This is a genomic window from Burkholderia sp. BCC0044 (assembly GCF_902832955.1).
Taxonomy (GTDB): Bacteria; Pseudomonadota; Gammaproteobacteria; order Burkholderiales; family Burkholderiaceae; genus Burkholderia.
This window is the reverse complement of the sequence record NZ_CADFDO010000001.1, coordinates 1,290,192-1,305,450: the sequence shown is the minus strand read 5'-3', so window position 1 is coordinate 1,305,450 and position 15,259 is coordinate 1,290,192. Positions and strand designations below refer to the sequence as shown.

Below are 15,259 nucleotides of genomic sequence, written 5' to 3'. Positions count from 1 at the left end.
CCTTTTATGAATTTTGCGCTGATTCTTTTTGTGCTCGTCGTCGTGACGGGCGTAGCGTGGGTGTTGGACAAACTGGTGTTCCTGCCGCGGCGTCGCAAGGCGGCCGACTCGGCGATCGAGGAGTTCGATCGCCAGCAGTCGCGCATCGACAAGCGTTTCGCGGACGAAAACGCAACGCAGACGCGTTCGAAGCTGCGTGACGAAAAGCTGCGCCAGCCGTGGTGGCTCGAGTACACGGCGAGCTTCTTCCCGGTGATCCTGGCCGTGTTCGTCGTGCGTTCGTTCGTCGTCGAGCCGTTCAAGATTCCGTCGGGCTCGATGGTGCCGACGCTGCTGGTCGGCGACTTCATCCTCGTCAACAAGTTCGAGTACGGGCTGCGCCTGCCGGTCACCAACACGAAGATCACGCAGGGCAGCCCGCTGTCGCGCGGCGATGTCGTCGTGTTCCGCTATCCGAAGGACGAGTCGGTCGACTACATCAAGCGCGTGATCGGCCTGCCGGGCGATACCGTCGCGTACCAGGACAAGCAGCTCACGATCAACGGCCAGCCGGTGCCCGAAACGCCGCTGCCCGATTTCTTCGACGACGAGCGCCAGAATTACGCGAAGCAGTTCGAGGAAACGATCGGCAACAGGAAGAACGCGATCCTCAACAACCCGGCCGTGCCGCCGTTCGTGATGGGCGCATACGACTATCCGTATCGCGACAACTGCACGTACAACAGCCGAGGCGTGATCTGCAAGGTGCCGCCCGGTCATTACTTCATGATGGGCGACAACCGCGACAACAGCGCGGACAGCCGCTACTGGGGTTTCGTGCCCGACCAGAACATCGTCGGCCGCGCGTTCTTCATCTGGATGAACTTCAGCGACCTGAAGCGCATCGGCTCCTTCAACTGACCGCATTCGATTCACACGCAATACGCGACGCACGGGCCGCGTCGCGTATTGCCGAACTACTTTAAGAACCGGCGGTAACACCGCCTCGTCACGCCTTTTCGTGTCCGGCCGTGCCGTTTCGGCCCGATCGGGCGCCCGCGTTATACTCCTGCACATGCCCTCATCCCAGTTGGAAAGCCGGCTGCGCTACGAATTTCGCAATGCGGAATTGTTGCGCCAGGCTTTGACCCATCGCAGTCACAGTGCCACGCACAATGAACGGCTCGAGTTTCTCGGCGATTCCGTTCTGAATTGCGCGGTGGCCGCCCTTTTGTTCCAGCGTTTCGGCAAGCTGGACGAAGGTGACCTGTCGCGCGTGCGCGCCAATCTCGTCAAGCAGCAGTCGTTGTATGAAATTGCTCAGGCCCTGAATATCTCGGACGGCCTGCGGCTGGGCGAGGGCGAACTGCGCAGCGGCGGGTTCCGCCGCCCGTCGATCCTCGCGGACGCGTTCGAAGCCATCATCGGGGCCGTGTTCCTCGATGGCGGCTTCGAAGCCGCCCAAGGGGTCATCAAGCGCCTCTATATCCCGATTCTCGACCACATCGATCCGCGCACGCTCGGCAAGGACGCGAAGACGCTGCTGCAGGAATACCTGCAGGGGCACAAGATCGCGCTGCCGACGTATACGGTCGTCGCGACGCATGGTGCGGCGCACAATCAGCAGTTCGAGGTCGAGTGCACGGTGCCGAAGCTCGACGTGAAGGTATCGGGCTCCGGCGCGAGCCGGCGCGCGGCCGAGCAGGCCGCCGCGAAGAAGGCGCTCGACGAAGTGATGGCGGCCGCGCCGATGCTGGCCGCGAAGCCGAAGCGCTCGAAAAACGCGCGCGGGTCCAAGCATGTCGAACCCGAGATCGTGCCGGGCGTGAAGGGCGTGCAGGAAGCGCTCGACCTGCGCTCGCCCGAGCGGAAGGAACGGGCGGCGGCGCGCGAGGCCAGGGCGGCCGGCGCGGTGCCGGCGGCAACCGCTGCTGCTGCTGCGGGCGCCGAGCCGGCCGTCGCGCCGATGGCCGCGATTCGCGCGGCGCATGTCGAGCCGGCGACGGACAAGGGCGAACGGGCGGCGAAGCCGGCGACCGACAAGGTTGCCGACAAACCGGCCGAGCGGCCCGACAAGGCCGCGGAAAAGCCGGCGGAAAAGCCCGCCGAGGCCGCACCGCGCGCCGCCGACAAGCCGGCCGGTCACACGGCCGATTCGGTATCGTCGTCGGCCGACAAGCCTGCCGCGGGCACCGATTCCGCCGCACGCACGCCGCCGCGTGCACGCGATGCCGCGGCGCCCGACGCCGACACGCCGCCCGGCGGCGCGAGCCTGGCTGCCGCGCAGGCGCGCGTGGCCGATGCCGACCACTGAATTGCCCATCGATCGTGCCGCGCGCCGCGCGGCCGTTTCCGAACCTGTCTCCCAAACGATATGAACACTCCCGCTCCTACCGGTTTCCGTTGCGGCATGATCGCGATCGTGGGCCGCCCGAACGTCGGCAAGTCGACGTTGATGAACGCACTCGTCGGCCAGAAGATCAGCATCACGTCGCGCAAGGCGCAGACGACCCGCCACCGCATCACCGGCATCAACACGTTCGACGACGCGCAATTCGTGTTCGTCGACACGCCCGGCTTCCAGACCCGTCACAGCACCGCGCTGAACCGTTCGCTGAACCGCGCGGTCACGTCGACGCTGACGTCGGTCGACGTGATCCTGTTCGTGATCGAGGCCGGCCGCTTCGGCCCCGACGACCAGAAGGTGCTCGACCTGATTCCGCCCGGCATGCCGACGCTGCTGATCGCGAACAAGATCGACCGCGTGAACGACAAGGCCACGCTGTTCCCGTTCATGCAGAAGGTGAGCGAACTGCGCGAATTCACCGAGCTCGTGCCGCTGTCGGCGCAGAAGCCCGAAGACATCAAGCGCCTGCTGGACACGATCAAGCCGTACCTGCCGGAAGGCGAGCCGATCTACGGCGAGGACGAGCTGACCGACCGCAGTTCGCGCTTCCTCGCGGCCGAAATCCTGCGCGAGAAGGTATTCCGCTGGACCGGCGACGAACTGCCGTACACGAGCACCGTGCTGATCGACAAGTTCGAGGAGGAGGGCCGCCTGAAGCGCATCTTCGCGACGATCCTCGTCGAGCGCGATTCGCACAAGGCGATGGTGATCGGCAAGAAGGGCGAGAAGCTCAAGCAGATCAGCACCGAGGCGCGGATGGACATGGAAAAGCTGTTCGACGGCCCCGTGTACCTCGAGACCTTCGTGAAGGTGAAGAGCGGCTGGGCCGACAACGAGGCGGGGCTGCGTGCCTATGGGTACGAATGACGCGCTGACGTCGACCGAGGACGCGGTGACGGCCGGCGCGAACGACGCGCCGCTGCCGGCGCCGCCCGAACCGCCGCGCAAGGCGCGGCGCGCGACGTCTCGCACGTCCGATTTCCGCGTCGCCGAGCAGCCGGCGTTCGTGCTGCACAGCTATCCGTATCGGGAAACGAGCCTGATCGTCGACGTGCTGACGCGCGACCACGGCCGGCTCGCGCTCGTCGCGAAGGGTGCGAAGCGCCCGCACTCCGCGTTGCGCGGCGTCTTGCAGACGTTCCAGCCGCTGCTGCTGTCGTGGTCCGGCAAATCCGAGGTGCGCACGCTGACGGGCGCCGAGTGGGTCGGCGGGATGCTGCCGCTCGGCGGCGACGGGCTGTTGTGCGGTTTCTACGCGAACGAGCTGCTCGTGAAATTCTGCGCGCGCGAGGATCCGCAGCCGCCGCTGTTCAATCATTACGTGCTGACCCTCACGCGCCTCGCGCACGGCGAACCCGCCGTGCAGGTGCTGCGCTCGTTCGAGCGCGTGCTGCTGCGCGAGACCGGCTATGCGATGGCGCTGAACCGCACGGTCGCGCGTCGCGCGGTCGAACCCGAGCGCCGCTACGTGTTCGATCCCGAGCGCGGCGTGCGCAACGCGGACGACGACGTGCCGTCGCACTGGCCGGTCATCACCGGGCAGACGTTGCTCGACATGGAGCAGGACGATTACCATCGAGCCCAGACGGTCGCGCAGAGCAAGACGCTGATGCGCTTCCTGCTGAACACCTATCTCGGCGGCACGCCGCTCGCCACGCGTCAGATCCTGATCGACCTGCAAAACCTATGAGCTTCTTCCTGACAACGCCCACCGCCATCGACCTCGGCGTGAACATCGACCACGTCGCGACGCTGCGCAATGCGCGCGGCACGCGCTATCCCGATCCGATCCGCGCGGCGCTCGCCGCCGAAGAGGCCGGTGCGGATGCGATCACGCTGCATTTGCGCGAGGATCGTCGTCACATCGTCGACGCCGACGTGCGCGAGCTGCGCCCGCTGCTGAAGACGCGCATGAACCTCGAATGCGCGGTGACGGCCGAGATGCTCGACATCGCGTGCGAAGTGCGTCCGCACGATGCGTGCCTCGTGCCGGAGAAGCGCGAGGAACTGACGACCGAAGGCGGTCTCGACGTGGCCGGCCATTTCGAGGCCGTCCGCGCGGCGTGCAAGCAGCTTGCCGACGTGGGCGTGCGCGTGTCGCTGTTCATCGACCCGGACGACACGCAGATCCGCGCCGCGCACGAAGCCGGCGCGCCGGTGATCGAACTGCATACGGGCCGCTACGCCGAAGCGCACGACGAAGCGGAGCAGCAGCGCGAATACGAGCGTATCGTCGCGGGCGTGCAGGCCGGCGCGCGGCTTGGCCTGAAGGTCAATGCGGGCCACGGGCTGCACTACACGAACGTGCAGCAAATCGCCGCGATCGACGGCATCGTCGAGCTGAACATCGGCCACGCGATCGTCGCGCACGCGATCTTCGCGGGCTGGGACAACGCGGTGCGCGAGATGAAGGCGATCATGGTCGCCGCACGCGTCGCCGCGCTGCACGGCGGCGCGCGCTGACGATGCGAGGCCGCCGCGCCCCGCACGGCGTGTGCGACGCGCCTGACCCGGCCTCGCCGGGCTACCCCGGCGGAGACTGACATGGCGATTTACGGCATCGGCACCGACATCGCGCAGGTGAGCCGCGTCGCGGCCGTGCTCGAACGCACGGGCGGGCGGTTTGCCGAGAAGGTGCTCGGCCCTGACGAACTGCGCGTGTTCCACGCGCGGCGTGCACGCTCCGAGGCGCGCGGCATCGCGTTTCTCGCGACGCGCTTCTCCGCGAAGGAAGCGTTCTCGAAGGCGATCGGGCTCGGCATGCACTGGCCGATGACGTGGCGCGCGCTGCAGACGCTCAACCATCCAAGCGGCGAGCCGTACGTGGTCGCGTCGGGCGAGCTGGCCGACTGGCTGGCCGCGCGCGGCATCACGGCGCGCGTGACGGTCAGCGACGAACGCGACTACGCGGTGTCGTTCGTGGTCGCCGAAACCGACGCCGCGCCGGCCCCTGCACCTGCACCTGCACCTGTTTCCCGAACCTCCTCCTGACGGAATTCCCGATTCGATGAAAACGACTCCCGGCCCGGTCATGCTCGACGTCGTCGGCACGACCCTGTCGCGCGACGATGCGCGGCGCCTCGCGCATCCGAATACCGGCGGCGTGATCCTGTTCGCGCGGCACTTCCAGAATCGTGCGCAACTGACCGCGCTGACCGACGCGATCCGCGCGGTGCGCGAAGACATCCTGATCGCCGTCGATCACGAAGGCGGGCGCGTGCAGCGGTTCCGCACCGACGGCTTCACGGTGCTGCCCGCGATGCGCCGCCTCGGCGAACTGTGGGATCGCGACGTGCTGCTCGCGACGGAGGTCGCGACCGCCGTCGGCTACATCCTGGCCGCCGAGTTGCGCGCGTGCGGAATCGACATGAGCTTCACGCCGGTGCTCGATCTCGACTACGGGCACTCGAAGGTGATCGGCGATCGCGCGTTCCATCGCGACCCGCGCGTCGTCACGCTGCTCGCGAAGAGCCTGAACCACGGGCTGTCGCTCGCCGGCATGGCGAACTGCGGCAAGCATTTTCCCGGGCACGGCTTCGCAGAGGCCGATTCGCACGTCGCGCTGCCGACCGACGACCGCACGCTCGATGCGATCCTCAAGCAGGACGTCGCGCCGTACGACTGGCTCGGCCTGTCGCTGTCCGCGGTGATTCCCGCGCACGTGATCTACACGCAGGTCGACAAGCGGCCGGCCGGGTTCTCGCGCGTGTGGCTGCAGGACATCCTGCGCGGCAAGCTCGGCTTCACGGGCGCGATCTTCAGCGACGACCTGTCGATGGAGGCTGCCCGCGAAGGCGGCACGCTTACGCAGGCAGCCGACGCCGCGCTCGCCGCCGGTTGCGACATGGTGCTCGTCTGTAATCAGCCGGACGCGGCCGAAGTCGTGCTGAACGGACTGAAGGCGCGGGCCTCGGCCGAGTCGGCGCGGCGCATCAAGCGGATGCGCGCGCGCGGCAAGGCGCTCAAGTGGGACAAGCTGATCGCGCAGCCCGAGTATCTGCAGGCGCAGGCGCTGTTGAAGAGCGCGCTGGCGTAAGCGGGCAGGGATGGCGCGGGTCGCGCCGTTCCGGTCGCCCCAAACGAAAAAGCCGCGCAGGAGCGCGGCTTTTTTGTGGGTTGCGACAGCCCGATTCGTGCCGTCGCCGGAACGAGTTAAGACGCAACTAACGGTCGGATCCGACCAGCACCGTATTCGGGCGCCGCCCGCTCAGTTCACCTTCATCCGCTGCAGCTTGTTGTACAGCGTCTTCGGGCTGATGCCGAGCAGCGTCGCCGCGCGGTGGCGCGTCCCGCCGACCGCGTCGAGCGTCGCGCGGATCAGCAGATCCTCGACGTCCGACAGCGGCGTGCCGACCTTGATCTGCACGCTGCTGCCGTTCAGCGCGGCGCCGGCGGAGAAGCTGGCCTCGCCCGCACGCAGCGTCTCGATGAAGTCGCCCGACGCGTCGTACGCGAAACGCACGCGTTCCTGCAGCTCGCGCACGTTGCCCGGCCATTCGTACGACAGGCATTCGCGCACGAAGCCCGGCGCCGCCCGTTTGTCGGTCGTGCTGCGGCCGGTCGCGCGCGCTTCGCGGTTCAGTTCGTCGATCTGCGCATCGGCGATCGCGAGCGCATCGCCGTCGCGCTCGCGCAGCGGCGGCATCGTGATCGACGCCGCGTCGAGGCGCAGCCACAGATCCTCGCGCAGCGTGCCGTTCGCCACCGCTTCGCGGGCCGGGCGGCGCGTGGCCGCGATCAGCCGGAAATCGCTGGTGATCGAGCTCGTGCCGCCGATCCGCATGAAGTTCTGCGAATCGAGCGCGTTCAACAGCGCTTCCTGCAGCACCAGCGGCAGCGCGGTGATTTCGTCGAGGAACAGCGTGCCGCCGCCGGCCTGCTCGAACAGGCCCGATTCGCGGCGCTCGGCGCCGTCGAACGCACCGCGTTCATGGCCGAACAGCACGCTGTCGAGCGACGCGCCGTGCCGGCCGGCCTGCGCGAGCATGCGGCAGTCGAACGAGACGAACGGCCCCTTGCGGCGCCGGCTCAGTTCGTGCAGCGTGCGCGCGGCGAGCTTCTTGCCGGTGCCGGCTTCGCCCGAGAACAGCACGGCCGTTTCGGTGCGGGCGTTGTGTTCGATCATGTCGTACACGTGCTGCATCGCATCGCTGCGGCCGACGAGCGCGCCGAAGCGGCCGAGATGGCGCAGCGACGCACGCAGCGACTGCACTTCGTCGATCAGTTCGTACGGGCGGGGGATCCGCGCGAGCAGGCTGCGCAGGCGCGGGATGTTGATCGGCTTCAGCAGGTAGTCCCAGATGCCGTGACGCAGGCCCTCGATGGCGCTCTCGACCGTCGCGTTGCCCGTCAGCACGATCACGGGCAGCGAGCCGTTCGGCTGTTGCTGCGGCAGGTGCTGGAGCAGGTCGAAGCCGCTGCCGTCCGGCAGGTTCAGGTCGACGAGCACGACGTCGGGGATCGAGCGGCCGAGCGCCGTGCGCGCTTCGGCGAGCGACGTGGCCGTGTCGACCGAGAAGCCGTCTGCGGCGAGCAGCGCGGTGAGGCCTGACAGGCTGTTGGGATCGTCTTCGACAATCAGGGCGTGTGGCATGGTGGACGCGAGTCGAGTCAAGAGAGGCGGGCTGTCGGCCAGCGGACCGCAGCCGCATGTCGGATTAAAGACTGATTTTATGCCCCGCCGAACGCGTCACGCGCATTATTTCTCCGGCGCTATAAAACAGTTACCGATGATACAAATTGAATATCTTTACCGGTGGCTTTTGTGCTGCTTATCGCGCCGACTTGTGGCAGCTGTTGGCGCCAGGCAAACAAAAAGCGCCCCGAAGGGCGCTTTGTTCGATGCGGCTGCTGCTGACGATTACGCGCGGCTGCGGTATTCGTTCGTGCGCGTATCGATTTCGATCTTGTCGCCGGTGTTGCAGAACAGCGGCACTTGCAGCTCGAAGCCGGTCGCCAGCTTCGCGTTCTTCAGCACCTTGCCCGACGACGTGTCGCCCTTGACGGCCGGTTCCGTGTAGGTGATTTCGCGAACGAGGACCGTCGGCAGTTCGACCGAGATCGCCTTCTCGTTGTAGAACACGACTTCGCAAGCCATGCCGTCTTCGAGGTAGTTCAGCGCTTCGCCCATCATTTCGGCTTCGACTTCGTACTGGTTGTAGTCGGCGTCCATGAACACGTACATCGGGTCGGCGAAGTACGAGTACGTCACTTCCTTGCGGTCGAGCACGACGACTTCGAACTTGTCGTCAGCCTTGTAGACCGATTCCTGGCCTGCGTTCGACAGCAGGTTCTTCATCTTCATCTTGACGACGGCCGAGTTACGACCCGACTTGTTGTATTCCGCCTTTGCGATGACCCATGCTTCGCTGCCGATCTGCACGACGTTGCCTACGCGGAGTTCCTGTGCGGTCTTCATAAAAACTGTCCTGATCCAATCAAATAAATAGGTGCCTGAGCGTTGCGCAACGGCTGACGGCGCAAGCGGCGGGGCGTTCCGGTGGGCGCCAAGTGCCCAAACGCGAGCGCTTGCGTGGTCAGCCGTCGGATAACCGCTTATTTTAACTGAGATTTTGCGTATTCCGCCAGCTTTCCGGCGAGATCGCCGACGGCCGCCAGCGCGTCGGCCCAGCGGAGCGCATTGGCGTCCAGCGCGGCGCGGTGCTGCCAGAAATCGGCCCAGTCGGGCGTGCCGGCGCCGTTCCACGCATGCCAGAACCGCTCGAGCGCCGCGCGCGGCGCATCGGCGAGGCCGGCCGACAGGTGCGCGAGCGCGGCGTCGAGCTTGGGCAGGTGCACGTCGTCGGCCTGCGGGTAGATGTGCCACACGAACGGCTTGCGCGCCCACTGCGCACGGACGAACGAATCCTCGCCGCGCACGAAATTGAGATCGGCGACCCACAGCAGCGGGTCGTAGTCGGCCTGCGGAACGAATGCGAGGCCATGGGCGGTCAGGTTGCCGCTATGCGCCTGTGCGCCGGCCGTGAACGATTCGACCCCGAAGAAACGCGCGACGGCGGGCGACAGGCGGCCGGTCGGCACGAGCGCGACGATCGGCGACGGGCCGTCGCGCCACTGCGCGAGCAGCGCGTCGACGGCCGGATTCTCGTAGGCGAACAGGCTGACGACCGTCGTGCCGGGCGCGGGCGGCGCGCCGCCGGTCGCGCGTCGCCACCACGCGGCGCGGGCTGCCGGATCGGCGTCGAAGGCCGCGCGGCGCGCGTCGAGGTCGCGCTCCTTCGGCACGCCGCCGGTGCCGGCCGACAGACCCGGGAAGAAGAACGTCTTCAGCAGCGGGTAGCGCGGATGCGGCGACGGCCGCAAATGGAAATCGGCGACCCAGTCCTCGGCGCTCAGGTATTCGAGGTTGATCCACACGGGGCGCCGCGCGCGCCGCGCCATCGCCGCGAGATACGCGCCGGGCAGCTCGCATGCGAACGCCTCGATCACGACATCGGCGATGTCCAGCGCGTCGCCGACTTCCGCATGCCAGTGCTCGATCACGATCGCGTCGACCGTCTGCCGCCCCGCGTCGGGATCGACTTCCGGCCGCAGGCGCGCGAACGTGTGCAGGTCGTCGACGAACAGCCGGACCTGCCAGCCGTGCTCGTGCGCGAGCTGCCGGGCGACGCGCCAGCACACGCCGATGTCGCCGAAATTGTCGATCACCGTGCAGAAGAGGTCGCAGGCGATCGGTTCGCCCGGCGCGAGCGGCACGGCGGAGAGGGGGGCAGCGGGGGGGCGTGGCATCGAAGCGGACGGGTGAATGCTCTAAACTGGCGATTCTAATAGACCCGTTCCGCGTTACAAGGCGCCCGGATCACGCATGACATCCCCAGAAGCCTCCGCTACTCCGTTCGAACCGAAGAAGATCCTTGCGCAGTTGCCGCACATGCCGGGTGTCTATCGCTATTACGACACGACGGGCGCCGTGCTCTACGTCGGCAAGGCGCGCGACCTGAAAAAGCGCGTGTCGAGCTATTTCACGAAGACGCAACTGTCGCCGCGCATCGCGATGATGGTCACGCGCATCGCGCGCATCGAAACGACCGTCACGCGCTCGGAAGCCGAAGCGCTGCTGCTCGAGAACAACCTGATCAAGGCGCTCGCGCCGCGTTACAACATCCTGTTTCGCGACGACAAGTCGTATCCGTACCTGAAACTCACCGCGCACCGCTTTCCGCGGATGGCCTACTACCGCGGCTCGGTCGACAAGCAGAACCAGTACTTCGGGCCGTTCCCCAGTGCATGGGCCGTGCGCGAGAGCATCCAGATCCTGCAGCGCGTGTTCCAGTTGCGCACCTGCGAGGATTCGGTCTTCAACAACCGCACGCGGCCATGCCTGCTGCATCAGATCGGGCGCTGCACCGCGCCGTGCGTCGGCGCGATCTCCGCCGAGGATTACGCGGTCGACGTGTCGAACGCCGCGCGATTCCTGCTCGGCCGGCAGTCCGAAGTGATGAAGGAACTCGAGCAGAAGATGCACGCGTTCGCGGCCGAGCTGAAATTCGAGCAGGCGGCGGCCGTGCGCAACCAGATGAGCTCGCTCGCGACGGTGCTGCACCAGCAGGCGATCGAGGTCGGCGGCGACAGCGACGTCGACATCCTGGCCGTCGTCGCGCTGGGCGGACGCGTGTGCGTGAACCTCGCGATGGTGCGCGGCGGCCGGCACCTCGGCGACAAGGCGTATTTCCCGACGCACGTCGAAAGTGCGCTGACGCTCGCGGAAGGCGGTCTCGGCGAAGAAGCTGAGCCGGCGGAGGCGGTCGATGCGACGCTCGACACGCCGGTCGACGCGGTGCCCGATCAGCCGGCGGAAGAGGCCGGCGGCGCGCGCGGCACGGCGGCGGCATCGGTCGAGGCCGAGGTGCTCGATGCGTTCATCGCGCAGCACTATCTCGGCAACCGCGTGCCGCCGGTGCTCGTCGTCAGCCATGCGCCCGCGAGCCGCGACCTGCTGGCGCTGCTGTCCGAGCAGGCCGGCCACAAGGTGTCGCTGGTGCGGCAGCCGCAGGGGCAGCGGCGCGCGTGGCTGTCGATGGCCGAGCAGAACGCGCGGCTCGCGCTCGCGCGGCTGCTGTCCGAGCAGGGTTCGCAGCAGGCGCGCACGCGCGCGCTGGCCGACACGCTCAGCTACGACAGCGACGATCTCGCGACGCTGCGGATCGAATGCTTCGACATCAGCCATACGATGGGCGAGGCGACGCAGGCGTCGTGCGTCGTCTATCACCATCACAAGATGCAGTCGAGCGAATACCGCCGCTACAACATCACGGGCATCACGCCGGGCGACGATTACGCGGCGATGCGGCAGGTGCTGACGCGCCGCTACGAGAAGATGGTCGAGCAGGCCGCGCAGGCGGCGGCCGCCGACGAAGCGGCCGGCATCGACGGCGAATCGACGCGCGAGGCCGAGGCGTCGAGCCTGCTGCCGAACATCGTGCTGATCGACGGCGGCAAGGGTCAGGTCGAGATCGCGCGCCAGGTATTCACCGAACTTGGCCTCGACACGTCGATGCTGGTCGGCGTCGCGAAAGGCGAGGGGCGCAAGGTCGGCCTCGAGACGCTGGTGTTCGCGGACGGCCGCGCGCCGCTCGAACTCGGCAAGGAGAGCGCCGCGCTGATGCTCGTCGCGCAGATCCGCGACGAGGCGCACCGCTTCGCGATCACCGGCATGCGGGCGAAGCGGGCGAAGGCGCGCCAGACGTCGCGGCTCGAGGAACTCGAGGGCGTCGGCGCGAAGCGCCGGCAGCGGCTGCTCGCGCGCTTCGGCGGGTTGCGCGGCGTGGTGGCCGCGAGTGTCGAGGAACTGGCGAGCGTCGAAGGCATTTCGCACGCGCTCGCCGAGCAGATCTACAAGCAGCTTCACTGACGCGGCCGTGCGGCCGGCTGCCTCGCCAGCGTTCTTGTGGCAGGCCGGTCGACACGGCACAATTGCGAATCCTTTACTGTCCCGCATGCCATGCCGTTCAATTTCCCGATTTTCCTGACGTGGGTACGGATCGTGCTGATTCCGCTCGTCGTCGGCGTGTTCTATCTGCCGGACACGGTGATGGGCGGCGCGCACCGCAATCTCGCGGCGGCGGCGATCTTCATCCTCGCCGCGCTGACCGACTGGTTCGACGGCTTTCTCGCGCGCAAGTGGAACCAGACGTCGTCGTTCGGCGCGTTTCTCGACCCGGTGGCGGACAAGCTGATGGTGACGGCCGCGCTGCTGATCCTCGTGCAGATTTCGCGAGTCGACGCGGCGATCGCGCTCGTGATCGTCGGTCGCGAGATCGCGATTTCGGCGCTGCGCGAATGGATGGCGCAGATCGGCGCGTCGAAGAGCGTCGCGGTGAACCAGCTCGGCAAGTTCAAGACCGCGTGCCAGATGGTCGCGATCCCGATGCTGCTGTTCTACGGGCCGCTGCCGCTCGGCATCGTGACGATCGATACGCGGGTGTGGGGCGAGTGGCTGATGTATCTGGCCGCGGTGCTGACCATCTGGTCGATGCTGTACTACATGAAGCTCGCGTGGCCGCAGATTCGCGAGCGCGGCGGCGCGTGACCCGCGGCGCCTGTTCGGCGGCGGTTTTTGTAAAAAGGGCTGGAAAAGCCCTTGACACACGAATGTGCCTTCGACATAATCTCGCTTCTCCGCTGCACGACGAATTAAGTGTGTGACGGGGAAGCAGTAGCGCAGCAATACGCGGGAGTAGCTCAGTTGGTAGAGCGCAACCTTGCCAAGGTTGAGGTCGCGAGTTCGAGACTCGTCTCCCGCTCCAGATTTTTTCTGGCAGCGTGTTGGTCGGCAAAGCGCTGCAGATGCAGGACACATGCGGGAGTAGCTCAGTTGGTAGAGCGCAACCTTGCCAAGGTTGAGGTCGCGAGTTCGAGACTCGTCTCCCGCTCCAGATTTTTCTGGCAGCGTGTTGGTCGGCGAAGCGCTGCAGGTGCAGGACAATGCGGGAGTAGCTCAGTTGGTAGAGCGCAACCTTGCCAAGGTTGAGGTCGCGAGTTCGAGACTCGTCTCCCGCTCCAGGTAATTGGGGAAGCCACGCTTCCCTTTTTATTTGATGGACCGCCGGTCCTCGAATAAAAATCTGTCGCTTGCCTCACGGCATCCGGACAGTCCGCTTTTGGCGCGATAGCAAAGCGGTTATGCAGCGGCCTGCAAAGCCGTTTAGGCCGGTTCGACTCCGGCTCGCGCCTCCAAGTAGAACGAGATAAAGCCCTGATTCGTCAGGGCTTTTCTTTTTTCTGCGGCGCTTTCGTTCTTGTAATAGAGTTGCCTGGAGTGGTAAGAAGTCGCCTGTAACCAACTAAAAACCGACGCCAACCACTCGTCAATCGGCTAATTGGCAGTCGAGGCGAATTCATCTAGGCATGGCGAACAAACGACTGCGGCCGTCCGGCACGTGGGAATACACGATCAAACGGGCGAAGCTGCTACCAAAGCCACTTCCCTGACCTTTGACACCGAGGAAGAGGGCGACGCATACGTTGCCCGATTGGAGCAGTTGCTGGACGCCCGCATTGTGCCGGACGAGTTGGTCGAGCAGCGCGAAGCGATCGCTACAACGGGCGACACCATTCGAGCGTACCTGCGCCGCGTATCGGTCCCCTGATTCCGACGTCCAGGTGCTCAATGCGCTACTTGGACGAGCGACCATCAAGGCAAAGTCGCTTGTGACACTCGACTACCAGTGGGTCGAGCAGTGGGTGACCACCATGAAGCGCCATGACCACCTTTCGCCGTCAACGATCCGGCACTACGTCGGTGCATTGGCTCGCTGCTTCGATTGAGTGGTGAGATCGGGCACGCCGATGATGGCGACCAACCCCCTCCGCCTACTCCCGAAGTGATATGCAACCTATACCGATGAAGATCGGGTGGCCGTCGAGGCGCAGGATGTCGACGCGAAAGAGGACGTACACCGCGACCGACGGCCGAGCGAGGCGGAGCAGGCTGAGATTCGACGACTGATGGCCGGCGGGAAGCCGAACGGCCGCGAGCGGGCGTTCGATCTCCCGTACCGGCCGGCGCTGGTGTTCCTCTTCGAGCGCGGCATCGAATCCGCCATGCGGATGCGAGAAATGTACACGCTGGAGGTCGACCAGTTTGATGTTGGTCGGCGAACGGTGTCCCACATACTCACTCGCAGCAGCTTGTACTCAGAACCTATGCGGGACCCAAGATTCACCGCGTTCGGTATCGGTCGAGGCAATTGCAGGGCTGTTTAGGGATGTGGCTGCTCACTACATCGTTGATATGGCGTCCCGCCTTGGCATGCGTGATTCGCCGCAGCAATATTTCTTCGATGGACTTGTGTTCGGTTACTGTCCGGTGGCTGCGGGATACAAGGCATTCAGAATTGGTCCCTCGGTGGTGGACGGTATGGTGCAAATCGAGGCGACGGAGTTGCCGCTTGATATCGGAACCGTCCATGCCATCGGGAGTGGTCGAGAGGAGTTTGGTCGACTTTACGTTAGAGCTGCCAACGCAAGCGGCGTCGCAAACCCGATCTCTGTCTTGAAGGAGATGCTCCGAAGTCAGGCTGTCGAGGATGTGGGAGGACACATCCAGTTTGGGATGGACGATAACAGCGGCTTCCGGATCTTGCCTATCGTTATCGAAGAGGGCGACCCCCGCAACTGGCCTACAACCTTTCTGGGTTGGGATTCAATGTCCGCATCGCCAATCAATGGCTACACAATCGGATATCGTGCGGTCGGCTTCGGTCGTCGAAGATAGCCGGGTAGATGCGGCAGGCCTGCTAACTGCGCGCCTGCCGGTGGCTGTGTTACATCGATGCAGGCATTTGCGTCGCGCCAAACTCCGGTATCGCTCGGGCGTCGCGTGGCACGTCGAAGAGCATGAACGCCCGCTGT

At 65.8% G+C, this 15,259-nt stretch carries 14 protein-coding genes and 4 tRNA genes; 14 read left to right on the top strand and 4 right to left on the bottom strand.

What is annotated here, in order from left to right; all coding sequences use genetic code 11:
- The first annotated feature begins 6 nt into the window (after positions 1-6).
- The 7 genes from lepB (at position 7) to nagZ (ending at position 6,422) form a co-directional block, all read left to right on the top strand.
- Positions 7-900: a signal peptidase I gene (gene lepB, locus HWX14_RS05755; RefSeq protein ID WP_175881901.1), complete on the top strand. Its 894-nt coding sequence runs from the start codon at positions 7-9 to the stop codon at positions 898-900.
- Between the two features lie 154 nt (positions 901-1,054).
- Complete coding sequence (gene rnc, locus HWX14_RS05750; RefSeq protein WP_175882352.1) at positions 1,055-2,293, top strand: ribonuclease III; 1,239 nt, start codon at positions 1,055-1,057, stop codon at positions 2,291-2,293.
- A 60-nt stretch (positions 2,294-2,353) separates the two neighbouring features.
- A complete protein-coding gene (gene era / locus HWX14_RS05745; protein ID WP_006476493.1) occupies positions 2,354-3,253 on the top strand; it encodes a GTPase Era in 900 nt (299 codons plus the stop codon).
- Positions 3,240-4,076, top strand: a complete 837-nt coding sequence (gene recO / locus HWX14_RS05740) for a DNA repair protein RecO (RefSeq protein ID WP_006476492.1) — start codon at positions 3,240-3,242, stop codon at positions 4,074-4,076. Before era ends, recO begins: the two co-directional genes overlap by 14 nt.
- The gene (pdxJ, locus tag HWX14_RS05735) at positions 4,073-4,849 is read left to right on the top strand and encodes a pyridoxine 5'-phosphate synthase (protein WP_011544945.1); all 777 of its coding nucleotides are present in this window, start codon (positions 4,073-4,075) and stop codon (positions 4,847-4,849) included. The genes recO and pdxJ overlap by 4 nt, the downstream gene beginning before the upstream one ends.
- Before the next feature lie 81 nt (positions 4,850-4,930).
- On the top strand, positions 4,931-5,377 hold the full coding sequence (gene acpS / locus HWX14_RS05730) for a holo-ACP synthase (RefSeq protein ID WP_175881900.1): 447 nt from the start codon (positions 4,931-4,933) through the stop codon (positions 5,375-5,377).
- A 16-nt stretch (positions 5,378-5,393) separates the two neighbouring features.
- Positions 5,394-6,422, top strand: coding sequence for a beta-N-acetylhexosaminidase (gene nagZ / locus HWX14_RS05725; RefSeq protein WP_175881899.1), 1,029 nt, complete (start codon positions 5,394-5,396; stop codon positions 6,420-6,422).
- Between the two features lie 171 nt (positions 6,423-6,593).
- On the opposite strand, the gene HWX14_RS05720 is transcribed toward nagZ, so the two are convergent.
- The 3 genes from HWX14_RS05720 to earP all read right to left on the bottom strand — a co-directional run bounded on the left by HWX14_RS05720 (position 6,594) and on the right by earP (position 10,135).
- Positions 6,594-7,979 (bottom strand): sigma-54 dependent transcriptional regulator, encoded by a 1,386-nt coding sequence (locus HWX14_RS05720; protein ID WP_175881898.1) that lies wholly within the window; start codon positions 7,977-7,979, stop codon positions 6,594-6,596.
- Between the two features lie 267 nt (positions 7,980-8,246).
- Entirely contained in the window at positions 8,247-8,804 is a 558-nt protein-coding gene (gene efp, locus HWX14_RS05715; protein ID WP_006476487.1) for an elongation factor P, read from the bottom strand.
- Positions 8,805-8,941: 137 nt separating this feature from the next.
- Positions 8,942-10,135: an elongation factor P maturation arginine rhamnosyltransferase EarP gene (gene earP, locus HWX14_RS05710; protein WP_175881897.1), complete on the bottom strand. Its 1,194-nt coding sequence runs from the start codon at positions 10,133-10,135 to the stop codon at positions 8,942-8,944.
- 76 nt (positions 10,136-10,211) lie between these two features.
- Between earP and uvrC the strand changes: the two genes are divergently transcribed.
- The 6 genes from uvrC (at position 10,212) to HWX14_RS05680 (ending at position 13,582) form a co-directional block, all read left to right on the top strand.
- Positions 10,212-12,257, top strand: a complete 2,046-nt coding sequence (gene uvrC, locus HWX14_RS05705) for an excinuclease ABC subunit UvrC (protein ID WP_175881896.1) — start codon at positions 10,212-10,214, stop codon at positions 12,255-12,257.
- 90 nt (positions 12,258-12,347) lie between these two features.
- A complete protein-coding gene (pgsA, locus tag HWX14_RS05700; protein WP_006482193.1) occupies positions 12,348-12,935 on the top strand; it encodes a CDP-diacylglycerol--glycerol-3-phosphate 3-phosphatidyltransferase in 588 nt (195 codons plus the stop codon).
- A 141-nt stretch (positions 12,936-13,076) separates the two neighbouring features.
- Positions 13,077-13,152 (top strand) — tRNA-Gly (locus HWX14_RS05695).
- A gap of 53 nt (positions 13,153-13,205) precedes the next feature.
- Positions 13,206-13,281: transfer RNA gene (locus HWX14_RS05690), tRNA-Gly, on the top strand.
- Between the two features lie 51 nt (positions 13,282-13,332).
- Positions 13,333-13,408 (top strand) — tRNA-Gly (locus HWX14_RS05685).
- Between the two features lie 100 nt (positions 13,409-13,508).
- Positions 13,509-13,582 (top strand) — tRNA-Cys (locus HWX14_RS05680).
- Between the two features lie 636 nt (positions 13,583-14,218).
- Here HWX14_RS05680 and HWX14_RS05675 read toward each other — a convergent pair.
- Positions 14,219-14,518, bottom strand: coding sequence for a hypothetical protein (locus HWX14_RS05675; RefSeq protein WP_175881895.1), 300 nt, complete (start codon positions 14,516-14,518; stop codon positions 14,219-14,221).
- A gap of 97 nt (positions 14,519-14,615) precedes the next feature.
- Here HWX14_RS05675 and HWX14_RS05670 point away from each other — a divergent pair, with 97 nt between their 5' ends.
- A complete protein-coding gene (locus tag HWX14_RS05670) occupies positions 14,616-15,122 on the top strand; it encodes a hypothetical protein (RefSeq protein WP_175881894.1) in 507 nt (168 codons plus the stop codon).
- The last annotated feature ends 137 nt before the right edge of the window (positions 15,123-15,259 follow it).

What these genes read in the sequence shown, in the direction of transcription:
- efp (WP_006476487.1), bottom strand. Translation starts at nt 8,804, where the DNA reads ATGAAGACCGCACAGGAACTCCGCGTAGGCAACGTCGTGCAGATCGGC.
- era (WP_006476493.1), top strand. Translation starts at nt 2,354, where the DNA reads ATGAACACTCCCGCTCCTACCGGTTTCCGTTGCGGCATGATCGCGATC.
- nagZ (WP_175881899.1), top strand. Translation starts at nt 5,394, where the DNA reads ATGAAAACGACTCCCGGCCCGGTCATGCTCGACGTCGTCGGCACGACC.
- HWX14_RS05720 (WP_175881898.1), bottom strand. Translation starts at nt 7,979, where the DNA reads ATGCCACACGCCCTGATTGTCGAAGACGATCCCAACAGCCTGTCAGGC.
- earP (WP_175881897.1), bottom strand. Translation starts at nt 10,135, where the DNA reads ATGCCACGCCCCCCCGCTGCCCCCCTCTCCGCCGTGCCGCTCGCGCCG.
- rnc (WP_175882352.1), top strand. Translation starts at nt 1,055, where the DNA reads ATGCCCTCATCCCAGTTGGAAAGCCGGCTGCGCTACGAATTTCGCAAT.
- lepB (WP_175881901.1), top strand. Translation starts at nt 7, where the DNA reads ATGAATTTTGCGCTGATTCTTTTTGTGCTCGTCGTCGTGACGGGCGTA.
- recO (WP_006476492.1), top strand. Translation starts at nt 3,240, where the DNA reads ATGGGTACGAATGACGCGCTGACGTCGACCGAGGACGCGGTGACGGCC.
- pgsA (WP_006482193.1), top strand. Translation starts at nt 12,348, where the DNA reads ATGCCGTTCAATTTCCCGATTTTCCTGACGTGGGTACGGATCGTGCTG.
- acpS (WP_175881900.1), top strand. Translation starts at nt 4,931, where the DNA reads ATGGCGATTTACGGCATCGGCACCGACATCGCGCAGGTGAGCCGCGTC.
- pdxJ (WP_011544945.1), top strand. Translation starts at nt 4,073, where the DNA reads ATGAGCTTCTTCCTGACAACGCCCACCGCCATCGACCTCGGCGTGAAC.
- uvrC (WP_175881896.1), top strand. Translation starts at nt 10,212, where the DNA reads ATGACATCCCCAGAAGCCTCCGCTACTCCGTTCGAACCGAAGAAGATC.